The organism is Hyphobacterium sp. SN044, from assembly GCF_021864465.1.
Classification (GTDB): Bacteria; Pseudomonadota; Alphaproteobacteria; order Caulobacterales; family Maricaulaceae; genus Hyphobacterium.
In genome coordinates, this window is record NZ_JAKKUV010000007.1 from 86,402 (window position 1) to 104,610 (window position 18,209).

Below are 18,209 nucleotides of genomic sequence, written 5' to 3' on the forward strand. Positions count from 1 at the left end.
GAGTGCCCCTTTGCCTGCGGGTCTGATTTGCTGCGAGCCTAGCCCGACTGACGGCGCACGCAAGCCGTGCGGACGGTGGATTAGACTCATTTGCTCAGCCCGCTAGTTTCTCATTCCGAACAGGCTTGCAAGGAGGAAATGCCGATGCCGCTTATCGTCATCACAGGAGCCAATCGCGGACTGGGTCTGGCGCATGTGCGCCGCTATCTCGAGCGGGGCTGGACGGTGCATGCGGCCTGCCGGGACCCTGAGGCGGCCGACGCCCTGAACGCGCTTGGCGGCGACCTCTACATCCATCGCTATGATGCCGCCGATTCTGCCGCGCCGGCTGATCTGGCCGATGCGGTGGCCCAGCCCGTCGACGTGCTGTTCGCCAATGCCGGCGTGATGGGCGCGGAGCGCGGCAAGCAGGCCTTCGGCCAGGTGTCACCGGATGACTGGATGAACGCGCTGAGGATCAACGCCCTCGCGCCGCTCCTGCTGGCCCAGGCTTTCGCCGGCCTTGTCGCTCAATCGGAGCAGAAGAAGATCGTGCTGCAGTCGAGCCGGATGGGCTCGATCGCCGACAATGATTCCGGCAGCGGCTATGTCTATCGCCCGTCGAAAGCCGCGCTCAATGCGATCGGCAAATCCCTGTCGATCGATCTGAAGGACAAGGGCATCTCGGTCGCGATCATGCATCCCGGCTGGGTGCAGACCGACATGGGGGGATCATCCGCCCCGTTGTCGGCCGACGAAGCGGTCTCCGGACAACAGAAACTGATCGACGATCTCTCGCTCGAGACGTCGGGGACCTTCTGGCATCAGTCGGGGGAGGTTCTGCCCTGGTAGGGCGGGGAAGGAAGGGCGGCACCGCCGGACAGGGACAGGGGGGAGTCCGGCGGTGCCTGTCAGGCCCCTAATGGCAGGCTGGGGGGACGCACATTGAGGCCTGATCTCTTGGCGCTTCCTGTTTCAAGACAAGCGTCAGTTCAAGCGATATAGAGAGTGCCGCCCGAAACGGAAGACCATGCCGCAGCAGAAGCGGCAAGGACCAGCAGGACGACGCCAAACGACGCAACCGATTTCATTGTTTTCCCTCGTCTTCTTGCTCCACTCGGCAGTGTTGCCGCGTGGAGAGAAAAGCGCATATGGGTTGGTCGGTGACTTTTGGAAGTCCCGCTCGCGTCACGTCCGCGTGAATTCTGTTATGCAAAATTGCGCATAATGACTGCGCAGACGGTCGGTTCAGCCCGCGCGGTCGTAGCCCGCCTTCAGCCAGGCCTCGAGATCGGCATCGATCCCGTCAGCGCCTTCGACCCGCACGCGGTGTGAGACCATCGCATTGAAGCTGCCCGAAGCCTCGAGACGGCCCTCGGGCGAAGCCTCGCCGAGATTGATCCCGACATCGAGCCGCGTCGCGGTCGACGGCTGGAAGATCGCGAACTGCTTCTTCCGCCGCACGCTGACATAAGCCTTCTTGGGAGCGATCTCGACATCCTTGCCGAAGCCCGAAACCATCGCCGTCAGCCGGTCGTAGAGCGGTTTCAGATCCGCCTTCTTGCCGTATACTGCGCCGCGACGAGATCGGCGTCCTCGGCCATGTCGGCAGACGACGCCAGCGCCCGATGCGCGACGAGATTGGCATAGCCATGCGTCATGCCGTGGTCGGTCTTCAGCAGCTTGACGATCTCGCCATGCTTCGCCGCCCCCGACGCCTTCACGATTTTCACCCATTCGCTGAGCGGCTTGCCGGTCTTCTCGGCGAGATTGGCTTCCATCGTCGCCGCCATTTCCTCCGGCGTTGCCATGACTACTCCTCCCTCATACGCGGCGCTTCGAGGCCGCGCCCGGTCACCAGATAGGTCGCGAAACTGCCCAGCCAGTGCCCGCCTTCATAGTGTTCGTCGGACACCGAAGCGACGCCGGTCTCCCGGTGAATGTCCGCCGCGGCGAGCAGGGAGGCAATGCGCTCGTCACGTTCGGGCAGGGCCGCCGCAATGGCTTCCAGATTCCAGGCGCGGGAGAGGTTCACACCGTCGAGATGGACGAGCTTGCCATCCGACGCGTCGAGCACGACACCGGGTTCCAGCCAGTCGCCGGACCCGTCCGTGGGGATGCCCGGAAGGAAGTTGCTGAGCCAGGCCGCGAAGACGGGGGAAGGCAGGACGCGGCGCATCAGATCCGCCTCGTAGAGGCAGGGCGACAGGAAATCCTCGCCCGACGGCTCGTAATTCAGCGGGCAGTTGACGTCCTCGAGGTGGAATTCGAGTGTCTTCGACACGATCAGCTGTTCCAGCGCCACATCGCCGGTTGTCCGCGCCCAGTCGAGCGCCAGCGCCAGGCCGAAGGCGGACTGATTGTGCGTGCCGATGCGGATCGGATAGGCGAGATTGGGCAGCCAGCTGCGATAGCGATCAGCCACCACGGTTTCGAGCGGGGCGAGCGCTTCGGCCCATTGTGCGGCGCGCGGATCGTCCCATTCGCGCAGTTCGGTCATCAGCTGCAGGAACCAGGCAAGGCCATAGGGGCGTTCGAAGCTCGCCCGGCCATCTCCGGCGAAATACTCGACCTCTCCGGCGACACGCTCGGCCGTGAAATTCGCCGCAAGGGCGGCTTCGGCCTCTTCCGCGAACCCGGCATCCGGCATCAGGCGGATAAGGCGCACCAGCAGCCAATGCCCGTGCACGGCGGAATGCCAGTCATAGCAACCGTAGAAGACCGGGGTCAGTTCGCTCGGTGGCCGCGCGTCCTCATCGGACTGCAGCACATGGGCGATCTTGTTGGGGTATTCCCGCTGCACGCAATCGAGCGCGAGGCGCGCGAAGCGATTGGCGAGTTCGGGATCGGGCGTGTCGGCGCGGGCGCTGGGCATGGCCGTCACCATGAGACACAGGGCGGGAAGCACAAGGCGGAAGAGCGTTTTCATGCGCCCAGCCTAGCGCCGAACCCGCAAAAGAAAACGGCCCCGGAAATCCGGGGCCGCCTGTCGAGTCATTCCATCACGTGAGTCAAGCCGCGAGGCCTTCGGCGAACAGCTCGGTCGCGTCCTCGATTGCAGTCTCGCCGCGCGCGGCGAAGACCTGGCCGCGCATGGAAATCGCGGCCGTTGCGTCGGCGGCGTCCGGCGAATTGGCGGCATCGGCAAGCAGTTTCACACCATCGGACATTGCGATGATCGGTTTGCCCGCTTCGAGGAAGCGGTCGGCCACGAGGCGCGCGGACTCGGAAATCTCGCCCACGCCGCCCGGCAGGATCAGCGCGCAATAGCGGTCGAAATCCATGTCGCCGATGGTCGATGCGGCCAGAAGCTGGACATCGTCGGACCGTTCGGACTTCGCTGTGAGCATCGCTTCTCCGCCGCTCACAACCGCCACTCCATAGCCCGCGCGTTCGAGGGGGCGGGTGGCACGCATGAGATCTTCTGCATTGAGCCGGTCGCTGGCAATGGCGGCAACGCGGCCTTTAAGCTGGTGTCTGCGGCGGGAAAAACGGTTCACGAAACCTCCTTCTGCACGTGAGCAGGCGATGCGCAGGCCCACGCGCGCTACTGATATCTATGGTCGGGTACGGGCATGGATATAGGGAGTTGGCCGGGGGGTCCGCAACCCTTCACACCCGGATCGAACTTATTTGCGGTCAAACGCAACGGATTGAAACATCGTCCCGCGTTGGAGGCATTGGGGGCGACGCGCTTGTTTTGTACCGGAACGGAAGGATGAAACGTGACCCGGACATTCAGCAGCGCCCTTGCGCTGACAACGGCCCTTTGTCTGGTGGCCGCCTCGCCGTCGGATGGCCAGACCTCCCGGACATTTGACCTCTCCGCTCCCGATGCGGCGCTCCCGATGGATGCCGCGGCCCGTATCGAACCGGGCGCGGTCATTCGTCTGCCTGATGGCGCGGCAGGCGTGCGTATCCGTGTCGCCACGATCGCCGCGCGGCCGCTGGGCGATGTCGCGGTCACCGGCACGGTCGATGGCACCGGCGAACCGGTGCGGCTGACGCTGGGCGGTACCGGTTATTACACCGCCGCCGGTATGGAACGCTGGCGCCCGAATGGGTCCGGTCAGGGCCAGTTCCTGGCGCCGGGAAGCCTTGCATCCTCCGATCTCGCCGAGGAAGAGCGCCTTGTCGTGGCGCAAACCCTTGCGGCTCTGCCGCACGATGCCTCTGGAATTCTCGAATTACAGGCTGAACTGAGTGACAGCTTCGTGCGCCGTCACGGTCTCGCATCGCGGTTGCGCGCACAGGATCTCGCCGAAGCCGTCAATGCCGCATTGGCCGATTTGGGCCGGGAGGTCTCGATCGAGCTCGTCGCGCTGCGCGGCGCTGACACGGGCGCATCCTCGACGCCCGGCATCGCCTTTGCGGGTCTCGACACCATCGCCGCGGACGTGATCGTCGCCGCCGTCCTGCCGTCGAGCCGGGCGGTCCGTGTGGGTGATCCCGCGACCGCCTTCGCGACCATCATCAATGCCGGAGCCGGAGAGGCGACGTCCTGCGGCCTGGCGCTCACCGGGGCGTCGCCCGCGGGCAGTTTCAGCTACCAGATCACCGACGCGCTCAATCAGCCCGCCGGGACGCCGGACACGCCGGTCAACATCCCGGCCAATGGCGCGCAGTCCTACATCTTCTCCTTCACCCCTTCGACGACGTTCGAACCGGGCGGCGACCTGCCGCTGGAATTCACCTGTACGAACCGGGCCTCCGCCGTCATGAATTCGGGCGTGAACACGCTGTGGTTCTCGGCTTCGGCGAATGCCGTGCCGGACATCATCGCGATTGCGGACACCGGCGCGTCGGTCGGGCTGAATGCCCTGCCCGGCGTGGTCGATATTCTCGACCGCCAGCGGCGCGGCCCGTTTGCGGTCGCCACTGCCAATGTCGGCGCCTCCGGCACGATTACCGTGTCCGCGGCCCCGACATCGGACATCCCGGTCACCGTCCGGGTGTGCCAGACCGACGCCGGGACAGGAGCCTGCCTCGCCTCGCCGTCCACCGAGCTGACGCTCGACATAAATGCCGGTGCGACGCCGAGTTTTGCGGTGTTCGCCGCGGGCGATGTGCCCATCGCCTTCGCTCCGGCCACCAACCGGATCCGGGTATTGTTCAGTGAGGGCGGCGCGGTGCGCGGCTCGACCACGGTCGCGATCCGGACGCTGCTGACCGAACCGATCCTGCCGGAAGTGTCCTTCCTCTATGCCGATGCCGACGTAAACCTGCCGAACTACTACCGCAACGGTCCGGTCGTGGCGGCGGACAATACGCCGATCGACAACCGGATCACCAATGCCGGCGCAACGCTGGGCCGTGTGCTGTTCTACGACCGGCGCCTGTCGCTCAACAACGCCGTGTCCTGCGCCTCCTGCCATGTCCAGGCGCTCGGCTTTTCCGATGACGGCCAGTTTTCAACCGGATTCGAGGGCGGTCTGACCGGCCGGCATTCGCCCGGCCTGACCAATGCCCGCTATTACGACCGCGGCCATTTCTTCTGGGACGAACGGGCCGACACGCTCGAGGACCAGGTGCTGATCCCGATCCCGAACGAAGTCGAGATGGGCCTGCCGCTCGATCAGGCCGTCGCGCGCGTTGCGGCGGAAGACTTCTATGCGGGCCTGTTCACCGACGCGTTCGGCGATGCCGGTGTGACAGCCGAGCGCATGGCCCTGGCCATGGCGCAATTCGTCCGCTCGATGACCAGCCACAATTCCCGCTTCGATCAGGCACTTGATGCCGGTCCGGTCGGGTCGGCGGCCTTTCAGGCACAGCTGACGGAGCAGGAATATCTCGGCCTGCAGCTCTTCATGCCGGTGCCGGGGTCGGACATCCAGGCACTGAATTGCGGCGCGTGCCATACGACGCTCGCCCATATCAGCGACGACATCCACAATATCGGCCTCGACGCGACGAATGATGCCGATGCCGGGGCCGGCAATGGCGCGTTCAAGGCACCGTCATTGCGCAATGTGGCGGTCCGTCCGCAATTCATGCATGACGGCCGCTTCACGACGCTGGCCGAGGTGATCGAGTTCTACAATTCGGGGGTCCAGGCCAATCCCGATCTCGACGGCCGGATGCGCCAGGGACCGAACCCGCAAAGGCTCAATCTGACCGACGAGGAAAAGGCCGCGCTGGAGGCTTTCCTGCACACGCTGACCGATCAGGAATTCCTCACGGACGAGCGGTTCTCGGACCCGTTCGCGAACTGACCCGGCTGCGGGGGCGGCGCTAGTCGTCGTCCCCGCGCACCTGCAGCTGCATGTAGCGCTCTTCGCCGAGGCGTTCGATCAGGCCCAGCTGGGTCTCGAGGAAGTCGATATGCTCTTCCTCGGACTTCAGAATCTCGTCGAGCAGCTGGCGCGAGACATAGTCCTTCGCGCTCTCGCAGTATTCGATCGCGGCGATATAGGTCGGGTGGGCGTTGCGCTCGGCGCGAAGGTCGCACTCGAGGCATTCCTTGACCGTCTCGCCGATATAGATGCGGCCGAGATCCTGGACGTTGGGCAGGCCTTCGAGGAAGAGGATCCGCTCGATCAGCGCATCGGCGTGCTTCATCTCGTCGATCGATTCGTCGTATTCGATTTTGGCGAGCCGGGCGAAGCCCCAGTCCTTGAACATGCGGGCATGCAGGAAATACTGGTTGATGGTCGCCAGTTCGAGCTTCAGCGCCTTGTTCAGGTGTTCGATGACGGTCGCGTCGCCCTTCATGGCTGGTCTCCTGTCGCTGCCTTGTGATTGGCCCACAACCTAGTCTTTTCCGGTCGGGGTCCAACCGGAAAACGGGTGAATGACTTGCAGGTGCTGAAATTATTCGGCGGCGAGGGCGGCGGATTCGGGCTGGCGAACGGCGCTCATCAAATCGGCCATGTCATCAATGCATCGCCCGCATTTCGGGCGCGCGCCACATGTCTTGAACAGGTGCGGCACCGACTCGACCGAAGGATCTGCCGCGGCGGCGGACAGCTGGCCGTGTTTCAGCGCGTTGCAGATGCACACATACATGAGCGTGCCAGACCCCTTCCGATCACCACCGGATTGAGCCACACCTGCGAATGATTGTCAAACACGTTCGCAGGGCGGACGGGCGTCACGCGCCGGCGCTGTTCATGAAGAGCAGATAGATCAGCCGCGCATTTTCGGGCCGGTCACCGAAGGCCGGGCCTGCCGTGTGCCACAGCCAGGGGCGGAACAGGATCAGCCGGTTGAACTTCATCGGCACCCGCATGAGGTGCTCCCACTGGCTGCGGTCCTTCGAATGCGGCTTCGAGACGCGCTCGACGAATTCCCGGTAGGAGGCAAAACCCCAGTCTGACAGATGCTTCTGGCTGTAGGGCGCGTGATCCGCGCCTGTGCCCCTGTGCCGGAAGAAGTCGGTGCCGCCCTGACAATCCTCCGGCCGGGACAGGTAATAGATGCCCGACCAGTGACACTCGTCGACATGGATGTCGGTGTCGGAGGAATCCGAACCCAGCGTGATCCGGAACTTGCCATGATCGGGCGTGCCCGGCGCCAGCCGCTCGCCCACGATCGTCTCGATCCGGGATTCCAGCTCGGGAAGCCGCAGCGGCCGGGCAGAGTTCCGCCCGGGATAATGCTCGTCCGGACCGGGTTCGGGATAGTCCAGCCCAAGCGCGATCTCCCGCAACTGCCGCGCATTCGGCAGCACGTCATCGACGACGATCAGCGACTGGAACATGAAACCGGGTTACCCGCACAGCCAAATAAAGGCTGGCGAAACTAAACCGGAACGACCCGGCGGGTCAGTTTACAACTTTGTTAGCTGCGGGCTGGTTCGTTGCGGCTGAAGTCCGCGGTTTCGGGCCGCATCGACTCCAGAAACAGATCCATCTGCCGCGCGAACTCGGCGCGGGTTTCTTCGGAAATCTCGATCGAATTGGCGGCCCTGTCGCGAACATGATCGGGACAAAGCCCGGCACCTGTCGCGATTGCGAGAGCGGCAATACCGCCCAGAATCACCTTCATCGTTACCCCTCCCCAGCGGTTCCGATAAAGTTCATTACAGGATGTTCATGTGATTCAGTCAAGGCCGCGCCCTAGCTTTCCGGCCGAAAAGACGAATTCCGGGGAGGATTTCCATGAAACGCTACCTGACCGCCGTCTCGCTGGCGGCGCTGGTTCACGCCGCCGCCTGGGCACAGGATGCCGACACCGAAGCCGCCGCACCGGAGGCGGAAGCCGAAGCGGCCGATGCCCGCTGGGACGTGGCCAATCCCCCGCTGCCGACCCGGGAAGTGACGATCAACGTCACGCAGGGCACATGGATGAGCCTCGATGTCAGCCCCGACGGTCAGACCATCGCCTTCGACATGCTGGGCGACATTTACACCATGCCGATCACCGGCGGCCGCGCGACCTCGATCTCGTCCGGCCTGCCGTGGGAGATCCAGCCGCGCTTCTCGCCGGACGGCGCGCGCATCGCCTTCATCTCCGACCGCGGCGGCGGCGACAATATCTGGACGATGAATGTCGACGGCTCCGACCGGCTGCAGGTGTCGAACGAGAATTTCCGCCTCTTGAACAACCCGGCCTGGTCGCCGGACGGGCAATACATCGCCGCGCGCAAGCACTTCACGACCTCGCGCTCGGCGGGGACCGGCGAGATCTGGATGTATCACGTGTCGGGCGGGTCGGGCGTGCGCCTGGTCGAGCGGCCGAGCGAGCAATTCCAGAAGGAGCTGGGCGAGCCGATCTTTTCGCCGGACGGGCGCTACGTCTACTACACGATGAATGTGACCCCGGGTAACACCTTCATCTACGCCCAGGATTCCAACACCGACCTGTTCAACATCCTGCGCTACGATCTCGAGACCGGTGAGACCGATACGGTCGTGTCCGGCGCGGGCGGCGCGATCCGCCCGGCGCCGTCGCCGGACGGCCGCCATATCGCCTTCGTGCGCCGCGAACGCGTGGCCGATGGTGAGGGCGACCGCCTTCAGGGCGGGCTCTGGATCCGCGATCTGAACTCCGGTCAGGAGCGCCGCATCTATTCCGGCCTCGACCCCGACAACATGGAGACCTGGGGCGTGACCGGCATGTATCCGAACATGGACTGGATGCCGGATTCCTCCGCCATCGTCTTCTGGTCGGACGGCGAGATTCACCGCGTGAATGTCGCCAGCGGCGATGTTCAGACCATCCCGTTCGAAGTGAGCGACACCCGCACCGTGATCGACCCGCCGCGGCCGCAGGTCGAAGTCGCTCCGGCGACGTTCGAGACCCGCATGCCGCGCTTCGCCGTGGTCTCGCCGGACGGCTCCCAGGTCGTCTTTGAATCCCTCGGACGCCTCTACACGATGAACGCCGCGGGCGGCACGCCGCAGCGCTTGACGCGCTCCAATGAGGATCGCCGCGAGCTCTTCCCCTCCTGGTCGCCCGATGGCCGCACGCTTGCCTTCGTCGCCTGGACGGATGAGGGCCTCGGCTCGATCCGCACGATCTCGGCCAATGGCCGCAACGAGCGGGCCGTGACGTCGGAGCCGGGCCATTATGCCCGTCCGCGCTTCTCTCCCGATGGCCGGACGCTGGTGTTCGAAAAGGGTGAGGGCGGCTATCTGACCAGCCCGGACTGGTCGCAATCCCACGGCATATTCACCATCCCCGTCGGCGGCGGCGAGATGCATCACGTCACCGACAGCGGGTCTTCGCCGCATTTCGCGGCATCGAACGACCGCATCTTCGTGACGCGTGGCGGCGGCGGCTCGCAAAGCCTCGTCAGCGTCAATCTCGATGGCGGCGAAGAGCGCACCCACGCCAGCGGCGAAATGGCGACCCGGTTCGAGGTTTCGCCGGACGACCGTCACCTGGCCTTCCGCCAGAACTACGACGTCTATGTCATGCCGATGGCGCCGGGTCCGCAGAACCTCTCGGCGGCGCCGGGCGGCAATGCCGTGCCGGTCACCGAGGTCAGCGGCAATGGCGCGACCTATTATCACTGGTCGCAGGATGGCTCGCGCCTGAACTGGACGATGGGACCGGTGCTCTACACCGCCCGCACTGCCGACATGTTCCCGACCCATCCCCGCCGCGAGGGCGAGGATGCCTTCGAATTCACGCCGCCGGAGACCGGCGTATCGCTGTCGATGACGGTGAATGCGGACATTCCGAGCGGCGCCGTCGCCCTGACCGGCGCGCGCATCATCACCATGTCGGACGATCAGGGCGGCGTGATCGAGAACGGCACGATCGTGATCGAGAACAATCGCATCGCCGCCGTCGGCGCTGCCGACGCGGTCGAAATCCCGGCCGGCGCGCAGACCGTCGATGTCGCGGGCCGCACCATCGTGCCGGGCTATATCGATGCGCACGCGCACGGCCCGCAGGGCACGGATGACCTGATCCCGCAGCAGAACTGGTCGGCGATCGCCCACCTCGCCTTCGGTGTCACGACCATCCACGACCCGTCCAACGCGGCGAGCCAGATCTTCGCGGCGAGCGAACTGCAGCGGGCCGGCGATTATCTCGCCCCGCGCCTCTACTCGACCGGCGAGATCGTCTATGGCGCCCGCGCCGCCTCGGTCTATGCCCAGATCGACGACATCGACGATGCCCGCGAGCACGTCTTCCGCCTGCAGGCGCAGGGCGCGCACTCGATCAAGAACTACAACCAGCCGCGCCGTGACCAGCGCCAGCAGGTCGTGGCCGCCGCGATCGAGGCCGATCTGGCCGTCGTCGCGGAAGGCGGGTCGAACTACCACATGGACATGGCGATGGTGGCCGACGGCAATACGTCGATCGAGCACAACATCCCGACTGCCCGCATCTATGACGACGTCCTCCAGATGTGGTCGCAGACCCATGTGGCCAGCACGCCGACCCTGGTCGTGACCTATGGCGGTCTCGCCGCCGACCCGTACTGGACCCAGGCGACCGATGTCTGGCGTCACCCGATCCTGTCGCAGCACGTGCCGCCGCGAATTTTGCAGGCCGCGACCGTGCGCCGGACCACCGCGCCGGAGGAGGATTTCGTCGATGACGATGCCGCCGCTGTCGCGCGCCAGCTCGCCGATGCCGGCGTGATGGTGTCGATCGGGGCGCATGGCCAGCGCGAAGGCCTCGCCGCGCACTGGGAGATGTGGTCCTTCGTCCGGGGTGGCTGGACGCCGCTTCAGGCGCTTCAGGCCGCGACCGTGACGCCTGCGGAATTCCTCGGCTTCACCGATATCGGCCGCCTCGAACCGGGCATGCTGGCCGACCTCGTCGTGCTGACCGCCAACCCGCTCGACGACATCCAGAACACCGACGACATCGAATACATCATGCTCAATGGCCGGATGTACGATCCCGTCACCATGGATGAAGTCGTCACGGGCGATGCCGAACGTTCGCCCTATTTCTGGGAGTAGTCTGACGCCGTCATGATCGCCCGCCCCGCCCTCGTCCCGATCGCCGCGCTCACCGCGCTGTGCTGGACGCCGGGCGCGGGCGGCGACAATGCTCCTGCACCGCAGGGTGAAACCCTGCGCCTCACCGCGACCTATTCCACTTCGGTCCTGATCTTCCCGGTCGGGCGGATCGACGTGACCGCCGAGGTCGCGGGCGGCCGTTATGCCGCCGATGCCCATGTCGAAGCGGCGGGGCTGGCCGCGCTCTTCACCGATTTCGAGATCGACAGCGAGGTCGAGGGCCGGATGGACGGCCTGGCCCCGCGCCCGGACCGCTATGGCCATGTCGAGCGCACAGGCAACAAGGTCCGCACGGTCGAAGTGGGGTTCGGGACCGGCGTGGCGCAGCCGAGCGCCGAGCCGCCCTTCTCCTCATGGGGCGAGCCGCCGGCCAGCGAGGCCGACCGCACCGGTACGATCGACCCGATGACGGCGGTGCTCTTCCTGTCCCAATCCCTCGCCGAGGCGGGGGGCGAGCCCTGCACCGGCAGCCTGCCCGTCTTCGACGGCAAGCAGCGCTACAATCTGAACCTCACCGCCCGGGGCACGGAAGAGATCCGCACGCGCGGCTGGCGCGGCGAGGCGCTGGTCTGCGATGCCTATTACGAACCGGTCTCCGGCTATGACCCCGAAGACTGGCCGGAGCCGGGCGAGACAAGCCATCCGCTGCGCCTGTGGATCGCGCCGGTCGGCGATGGGGCGGCTTTCATCCCGGTCCGCGCCCACACGCGCGCAGGCTTCGGCGGCGTCACCATCGAAGCCCGCGAGATCACGCTGCGCTGATCAGCCCAGCGTGGCGGCGATGCCCTCGAGATTGAAGCGCAACTCCTCAAGCCGGTTTTGCGTGATGGCGTCCCCGGCGTCGGCCGGCATGTCACCCGCCAGCGCGTTGAGTTCGGCCGCAAGGCCGGCGTCCGTCTCGCCGGCTTCGACGATCGTCAGGGCACGTTGCAGGGCCTCGCCGATCGCGGCGGCCATGCCGGCATCGAGCGTCTCCGAACGGTTCAGCTGGTCGAGATAGGCCAGCGCCACGACCGGGTGGTCGGGCCATGTCACCGGGAATTGCTGCTGCGGGTTGAACACCGCGCCCTGGTCGCCAAGGCGGGCGGCCGCGATCTCGTTCTCCGACAGGAATTCGCTGGGCGCGAGTTCGAACACGTCGAGGCCGCGCACGATCTCGGTCGCGTAGATCCGCCCGTCATACCAGTAGGACGACCAGTAACCGCCCAGCACCATCGTGTCGGGGTCGATCGGTCCGCGGTCGAAATAGCCGATCTCGACCGGGTTCGACGTGTCGGTGAAATCGATCACCGAGATGCCGCCCTGATACCAGGACTGCACGAAGATATCGCGGCCCGGCACCGGGATGATCGACCCGTTATGGGCGACGCAATTCTCTTCCTCGCTCTGCGCGGCGGGCAGCTTGTAATGGCTGGCGAAGACCAGCTGGCCGTCGACCACGTCGTAGAAGGCGTTCGCGCCCCAGTTCATCGGGTCCTGCGCGCGGCAGCGCGGACGTCCGCCCCCGCCCCACTCGTCGGTGAACAACACGGTCGTGCCGTCATTGTTGAAGGTGGCGGAGTGCCAGTAGGCAAAGCCGGTATCGGACACCGCATCGATCCGGCGCGGCGCGCGCGGATCGGAAATGTCCATGATGATGCCATTGCCCGAGCACGCCCCGGCGGCGAGGTTCAGCGACGGGAAGACGGTGATGTCATGGCATTCGTCGGTGACGCTGGTGGTCTGCGTGCCGTCGCCATGATCCCCGCCGCGCCACAGCCCGGCGAGCGCGCCGGTCTCGTCATCGGCGAAGACGGCGGGGCTGTCGACGATCCGCGCCTGCGACGGATCGGCGACCGGAATCTCGATCACGTCGATGCGGAAGAGGGCGGTGCGTTCGTCGCCGATATTCCCGTCGACGCAGCCGGCCAGTTCTTCCTCGTCGCGGACCGAGGACGTGCCGGAATTATAGACCACGATCACCCCGTCCGGATCCGGGCCGGACACGACGGAATGGGTGTGCGAGCCGCGGCAGGTCTGCACCTGGCCGACCTGGACCGGGATCAGCGGATCGGAAATGTCGAAGATGCGCAGCCCGCGGAAACGCTCGGCGCTGACGTCCTCGTCAACGCCCTGCAGCCCGCAATCCACGCGGCCGCGCGTCTGCTCCACCGACATGATCAGCAGGTCGCCGACGATCGACACATCGCCCTGGCCGCCGGGGCAGACGACGGACGAGATCAGTTGCGGTTCCGCCGCTTCGCCGAGGCGGTAGAGGTTGAAGCCGTGATAATTCCCGACCGCCATCAAACTGCCGGCAAAGGCCATGTCGGTGTTGGAGAAACTGAGGAAGGGCGCGCGCTCGCCGAAGCGGCGGCGCGGTTCATCACCCTCATCTTCCCCCCCATCTTCACCGGCTTCATCCGCGTCTTCCCCGTCATCTTCGTCATCTTCCAGCACCGGGGGCAGGCCCGACGGATTGGCCGGATCGAAGAAGCCGGTCGGTTTCGGCAGGCTGGCGACCAGCGTCAGGTTGGAAATCGCCTCGCCCGCGTCGCGGAAGCCGGCGGAAAGGCCGACGCGCGGGTCTTCCGACAGATCGCCGAGCAGGGCCGTCATCCGGCGGATTTCGGAGCGCTGCTCATTCTTCACGTCGGTGACGAAATCGAGCAGCACCGGGTCATAGGCGGAGCCGGGGCGGGAGAGCAGCTCGTCGACCATGGTCACCGCACCTTCGTGGTGGGCGATCATCAGCCGCAGGAAGAGCCGGTCGAACTCCGTCCCGTCCGCCGCGGCCAGTTCCGCCATCTCTTCCGGGCTCGCCATCCCGTCCATCATGGCGTGCTGGCCGTGCATGGCATGGCCGCCATGGTGCCCGGTCTGAGTATCGGCATGGGCGTTGGCCGGGTCGGGTGCGTCCTCGCCGCGCTCGGTCAGCCAGCCTCTCATGAAGGCGATCTCGTCGTCCTGCGAGGCATCGATCCGGCCCGCCGCGGTGACGATCTCCGGATTGTTGGTCCGGTCCTCGACCAAGGCCGCCATCTCCACCGCCTGCCAGTGATGCAGGATCATGTTCTGCATGAAGCGCACATCGTCCTGCGAGTAGCGGTTGTCGGCGATCCGCGTCGCCTCGTCGGGCGTCAGCGTGCGCCCCGCCTGACCCGGCGCGCCGGGCTGGACGATGGGAATGTCGGCTTGCGTTTCTTGCGCCACCGCGCCTGCGGCGATCAGGACGGACGCGAAACCGCCCGCCAGACAGGCGGACTTGAAGGAACGGATCGGCATGTCTCACTCCCCGAGGCAATTATCCTTGCCCGGAAAGCTAGCATGGGAGGCGGGGGCGGCAAGAAAAGCCGGTGCCGGAACTGAAAATCGAGGAGAAAGAATGGAGCGGGCGATGAGATTCGAACTCACGACATCGATGTCGGCGATCGCTTTGGAAGCGCGCCATTGTGGTTACAGGACGAATCCGGTGACCGCCGTACGCCGTCGACAACAGCAATCGGCGCCCGTTTCCCTGTGAGGGCCGGAGCAATGCGCGGCCCCTTCGGCAGTTCAGCCGCCGCCCAAGGGTGATGCCGCATCAGACGATTCTGCTCAATTCCGGAAAAGTATAATCCCCTCGCATGTCGGCAGAGCTCGAATTCTCTGTCGGCCTCCAACAGGTATTGGAGCGCCTCGTCCCATTTCCGCAATGCTATTTGACAGCGCGCTGAAGTGACCATCGCATAGGCGGCACCAATTCGGATCCCCGCCTCGGCAAAAATGGCGCGCGCCTCGACCGCTCCGTTTAATGCAGACCGATGCCGCCCCTCGCGGTGCAAGACCTCCGCTATCCCTCGCTTCGCCCATGCAATACCGCGTCGGTCGTTAAGTCCGGAGGCGAATTCCAGGCTGAGTTCGAACCGTTTCATCGCGTTCCCGAAATCGCTTTGCCTCAAGGCGATCTGGGCCAGTCCCTGTTCAGCCCAGACGACACCGCGATAGTCTTGAACGCTTCGAAAGAGGTCTCTCAGCTCGATATGCCTTTGCGTGGCCATGCGATAGCGACCACATATCCGCAAAACCTCCGCATTTCCCGCCAGCGCATACTTCGCGGCTGTGCTGTTCCTTGCCGAAATCGCATGTTTCAAAGATGCCGTGAAAGATACCAGCGCTGCACGATGGTCACCGAATTGCTGGAGTAGATTTCCCCTGCTCCAAGATGACCAAGCGGCTCCGTCTAGGTGGCCTGCCTGAGCAAAGGTCACACGAGCCCGGTCGATATATTCGATTACGTTATCGAACCGGCCTATTCTCCGACTTGCATTCGCTGCGGACAGGGAGACAAACGCGTATCGGATAGAGCCGCCGGTCCGCTCGATGCGGGTTAGTTCACTAACGGCTTCGGAATAGGTATCGGCATAATTGACGTCCGGCGGAATAGAGTAGTCCAAACCTTGAAATTCGGGGGCAAAAAATTTTTTCATGGTGATATGCGGTCGCTTATATATATTTCGCTCAATTTTCTACCATTGCAGAATTCGTATACCCTTTTTGTTTGAAATGCCAGACAGTTCTCGCAATGAAATATTGATATTACGGCCCGTCTCACTTAGAACACACGCATTATCGTGCGCCGTGACGGCCTCGCACCCGTTGCGATCAAAAACAAGTATCAAATGCGACCCGGAAACTTCTTTATTAACGGCGCCCAGATTTATGCTCAAAATCAGCGGGCCTTCTTTCAAATAATTAAACACGTCATGTTCCGTCTTTTCCCCGAACGGCTCAGACAGAATATCAAATTTAGCCAATAATGATGACAACGGCCAGTGGTGCGCGCCGAGAATCATATCATCGACGACCTTATATACTCCCAATTCCAGCCCAATTTCGGTTAGCGCCCAAAGAGACGGGGCGGCCCGATGTTTTGCCTGAATAAGGGACCGACAGCATGCTATTCCGCAAACATGCGGACTCCATCGTATATAGTCTTCCCGGCTTGAGCCGAACTCTCGCCACGGCTCTGGTCCCTCTGGGTATTTCCCGACGAAAGGCACTGATCTCGGCATAGTTGATCCTTTAGCAATCGGACGGTGAGGATTGAGTTCTCTAGGGCACGCAGGATCAAGTCTTCGCTCTCATGCCCCACCCCGATGCGTATCCAGCCCGGACCGATCTGGTGAATGTTGGCCCGGCGAGGAAGGTCCGCCGCACCGGTGCGCGCGCCGAAGTGCTCAATTGTCGTGAAATGCGCGCCGAATGTGCATGCCAGCTTCAGCGGGAAGTCATCGCGGTGCGAGTTCCAGCTTACGACCTCTTCGAGGCACGCTGCGAACTCGGGCGAATAAAAAACCGCCGATATTTGCCCGCCGGACGGAGCGCCGACGTGGTGCAAGTCCGCAACGTTAACCACGTCGATCTCCGGAAGACATTTCAACCAGTTTGCTATCCGTTCCGCTTTCCAGGTGACGCGGTCAATTCGATCGACCAGCGAAGCACTCTGTCTCCTGATGGTGTCCGCGGCTTCGGGTGCCATCGCGGCGCCCAACCTGCGGAGCCAATTGTGGGCGCGGACGATTCGAGGCTCGCAACCGAAGATGCCGCCGCCCAATGTCTCGCCAGCCGAAGGGTATTTCGACAGCGAACATACGACTACATCTGCAAGGTTTTTGTCCAACAGGCTTTGAACCGGCTGAACCGATGTGTCGACGATGAGCTCGCCTTTCCCTTGTCGGATAACCTGTCTGATTTCCGCCAATGCGGGGGCCGACAGATACCAGTTGCGAGGGTGGTCGCAAAACACGATGTCGGCTGTCCGGAGCAATTCAAGATTCCACTCGCTCGGGTCGGCAAGGTCGAAGACGGTTATTCTCCAGCCATTGGATTTCCCTAGCGCCCGCAGCGCCTCGTTCGTTTCGTAGTAGATATTCCGGTCGACAATCAGCTCCCCGTTCATCGGCATGCCCGAAGCAACCGCCCCGATCGCCGCGCTGAGACCGGACGGGGCGAAAACGGCGTCCTGCCCACCGACCACCTGGGCAAGTTGCTTCGCGAGAGCACGTTCGTTTGGATGTCGGGTGCGCGCATAATAGTGACCCTTGCTCGTTCCCTGAAGGGCGGCCTGGCGAGCATCCGGACTGCCAAATGCCTGCGCAACGCCTCGCATATTCACTATTTGCGGATTGGCGAAAGCCTGTACCTGCTCGGCCAGAAACGTACTCGCTGGCGCGGTCTGAACCTCATTGTAGATGCAGGTGCGGCCCGTCTTCTCGGCCCAGTAGGTGGTACCGTATTCGAAGTGCCACCACTCCTCTTCGATTCCGACGAAGCCCGCCTCGATCATCGCCTCAGCCAAGATTTGGCGATAGACTTTCGCGGCCAGCTCCTCCTTCGATTTTGGATTGTGACGCAGAAAATAGTCAGCCCGGCCGTACTCGGAAAAGTCGTCGAACCTCCCGAGGCGATCATCCCGCTCGCTTACCAGCAACGTCACGTCGACGGCGCCGCCTGTCGTATGCGGTGGAGGAGGATCGAACACCGGAGGCCGGACCACGGTCGACGCGAGTCTGTGCAGGGCCTCCTCAGCGAAGTTCGGGTGTTGCATCCTCAGATCTTCAAGGTGCCGTCGGTAGAGGTCTTTCTGCGTTTCGAAATGCCTCAGGGCATCCCACACGCAGATAGTAACGTCCCTCCCGATCTCGCGTTGGACAACCTCGTTCGCCTTCAACAGACGGCGATGTGCCGCCTCTTCCAGCCACGGAGAGGAATAAGCTCCGCGCAACGCCGCGTGCCTGTATTTCAAGATCGATGTAAGCTGGACGGGCACAAGCATGGGGCCGA

16 protein-coding genes are annotated in these 18,209 nt (G+C 64.0%); 4 read left to right on the forward strand and 12 right to left on the reverse strand.

Going from position 1 to position 18,209, the window contains the following annotated elements; genetic code table 11:
* Positions 1-144: 144 nt before the first annotated feature.
* Entirely contained in the window at positions 145-831 is a 687-nt protein-coding gene (locus L5876_RS10850) for an SDR family oxidoreductase (protein ID WP_236956379.1), read from the forward strand.
* Positions 832-1,227: 396 nt separating this feature from the next.
* Here L5876_RS10850 and L5876_RS10855 read toward each other — a convergent pair whose 3' ends face one another.
* The 4 genes from L5876_RS10855 to L5876_RS10870 form a co-directional block, all read right to left on the reverse strand.
* The gene (locus L5876_RS10855) at positions 1,228-1,500 is read right to left on the reverse strand and encodes a DUF5655 domain-containing protein (RefSeq protein WP_236956380.1); all 273 of its coding nucleotides are present in this window, start codon (positions 1,498-1,500) and stop codon (positions 1,228-1,230) included.
* A gap of 26 nt (positions 1,501-1,526) precedes the next feature.
* Complete coding sequence (locus L5876_RS10860) at positions 1,527-1,790, reverse strand: DUF4287 domain-containing protein (RefSeq protein WP_236956381.1); 264 nt, start codon at positions 1,788-1,790, stop codon at positions 1,527-1,529.
* A gap of 2 nt (positions 1,791-1,792) precedes the next feature.
* The gene (locus tag L5876_RS10865; RefSeq protein ID WP_236956382.1) at positions 1,793-2,908 is read right to left on the reverse strand and encodes a DUF2891 domain-containing protein; all 1,116 of its coding nucleotides are present in this window, start codon (positions 2,906-2,908) and stop codon (positions 1,793-1,795) included.
* 82 nt (positions 2,909-2,990) lie between these two features.
* On the reverse strand, positions 2,991-3,479 hold the full coding sequence (locus L5876_RS10870; RefSeq protein WP_236956383.1) for a DJ-1/PfpI family protein: 489 nt from the start codon (positions 3,477-3,479) through the stop codon (positions 2,991-2,993).
* A gap of 225 nt (positions 3,480-3,704) precedes the next feature.
* On the opposite strand from L5876_RS10870, the gene L5876_RS14830 reads away from it, so the two are divergent.
* On the forward strand, positions 3,705-6,191 hold the full coding sequence (locus L5876_RS14830; protein ID WP_236956384.1) for a cytochrome c peroxidase: 2,487 nt from the start codon (positions 3,705-3,707) through the stop codon (positions 6,189-6,191).
* 19 nt (positions 6,192-6,210) lie between these two features.
* On the opposite strand, the gene bfr is transcribed toward L5876_RS14830, so the two are convergent.
* The 4 genes from bfr to L5876_RS10895 all read right to left on the reverse strand — a co-directional run bounded on the left by bfr (position 6,211) and on the right by L5876_RS10895 (position 7,965).
* Positions 6,211-6,690, reverse strand: coding sequence for a bacterioferritin (bfr, locus tag L5876_RS10880; RefSeq protein ID WP_039712531.1), 480 nt, complete (start codon positions 6,688-6,690; stop codon positions 6,211-6,213).
* 99 nt (positions 6,691-6,789) lie between these two features.
* Positions 6,790-6,984 (reverse strand): bacterioferritin-associated ferredoxin, encoded by a 195-nt coding sequence (locus tag L5876_RS10885; RefSeq protein ID WP_236956385.1) that lies wholly within the window; start codon positions 6,982-6,984, stop codon positions 6,790-6,792.
* Between the two features lie 85 nt (positions 6,985-7,069).
* Positions 7,070-7,678 (reverse strand): DUF6445 family protein, encoded by a 609-nt coding sequence (locus L5876_RS10890; protein WP_236956386.1) that lies wholly within the window; start codon positions 7,676-7,678, stop codon positions 7,070-7,072.
* 80 nt (positions 7,679-7,758) lie between these two features.
* Complete coding sequence (locus L5876_RS10895; RefSeq protein WP_236956387.1) at positions 7,759-7,965, reverse strand: hypothetical protein; 207 nt, start codon at positions 7,963-7,965, stop codon at positions 7,759-7,761.
* 113 nt (positions 7,966-8,078) lie between these two features.
* On the opposite strand from L5876_RS10895, the gene L5876_RS10900 reads away from it, so the two are divergent.
* On the forward strand, positions 8,079-11,345 hold the full coding sequence (locus tag L5876_RS10900; RefSeq protein ID WP_236956388.1) for an amidohydrolase family protein: 3,267 nt from the start codon (positions 8,079-8,081) through the stop codon (positions 11,343-11,345).
* Between the two features lie 12 nt (positions 11,346-11,357).
* Complete coding sequence (locus L5876_RS10905; protein WP_236956389.1) at positions 11,358-12,167, forward strand: DUF3108 domain-containing protein; 810 nt, start codon at positions 11,358-11,360, stop codon at positions 12,165-12,167.
* Here the strand turns inward: L5876_RS10905 and L5876_RS10910 are convergent, their stop codons facing one another.
* From L5876_RS10910 to L5876_RS10925, 4 genes are all read right to left on the reverse strand, one after another.
* Positions 12,168-14,669 carry a DUF305 domain-containing protein gene (locus tag L5876_RS10910; protein ID WP_236956390.1) on the reverse strand — a complete coding sequence of 834 codons (2,502 nt, stop codon included), beginning with the start codon at positions 14,667-14,669 and terminating at the stop codon, positions 12,168-12,170.
* A 125-nt stretch (positions 14,670-14,794) separates the two neighbouring features.
* A complete protein-coding gene (locus L5876_RS10915; protein WP_236956391.1) occupies positions 14,795-15,853 on the reverse strand; it encodes a hypothetical protein in 1,059 nt (352 codons plus the stop codon).
* A 39-nt stretch (positions 15,854-15,892) separates the two neighbouring features.
* The gene (locus tag L5876_RS10920; RefSeq protein WP_236956392.1) at positions 15,893-16,219 is read right to left on the reverse strand and encodes a hypothetical protein; all 327 of its coding nucleotides are present in this window, start codon (positions 16,217-16,219) and stop codon (positions 15,893-15,895) included.
* 104 nt (positions 16,220-16,323) lie between these two features.
* Complete coding sequence (locus L5876_RS10925; RefSeq protein ID WP_236956393.1) at positions 16,324-18,201, reverse strand: PLP-dependent transferase; 1,878 nt, start codon at positions 18,199-18,201, stop codon at positions 16,324-16,326.
* Positions 18,202-18,209 lie beyond the last annotated feature (8 nt).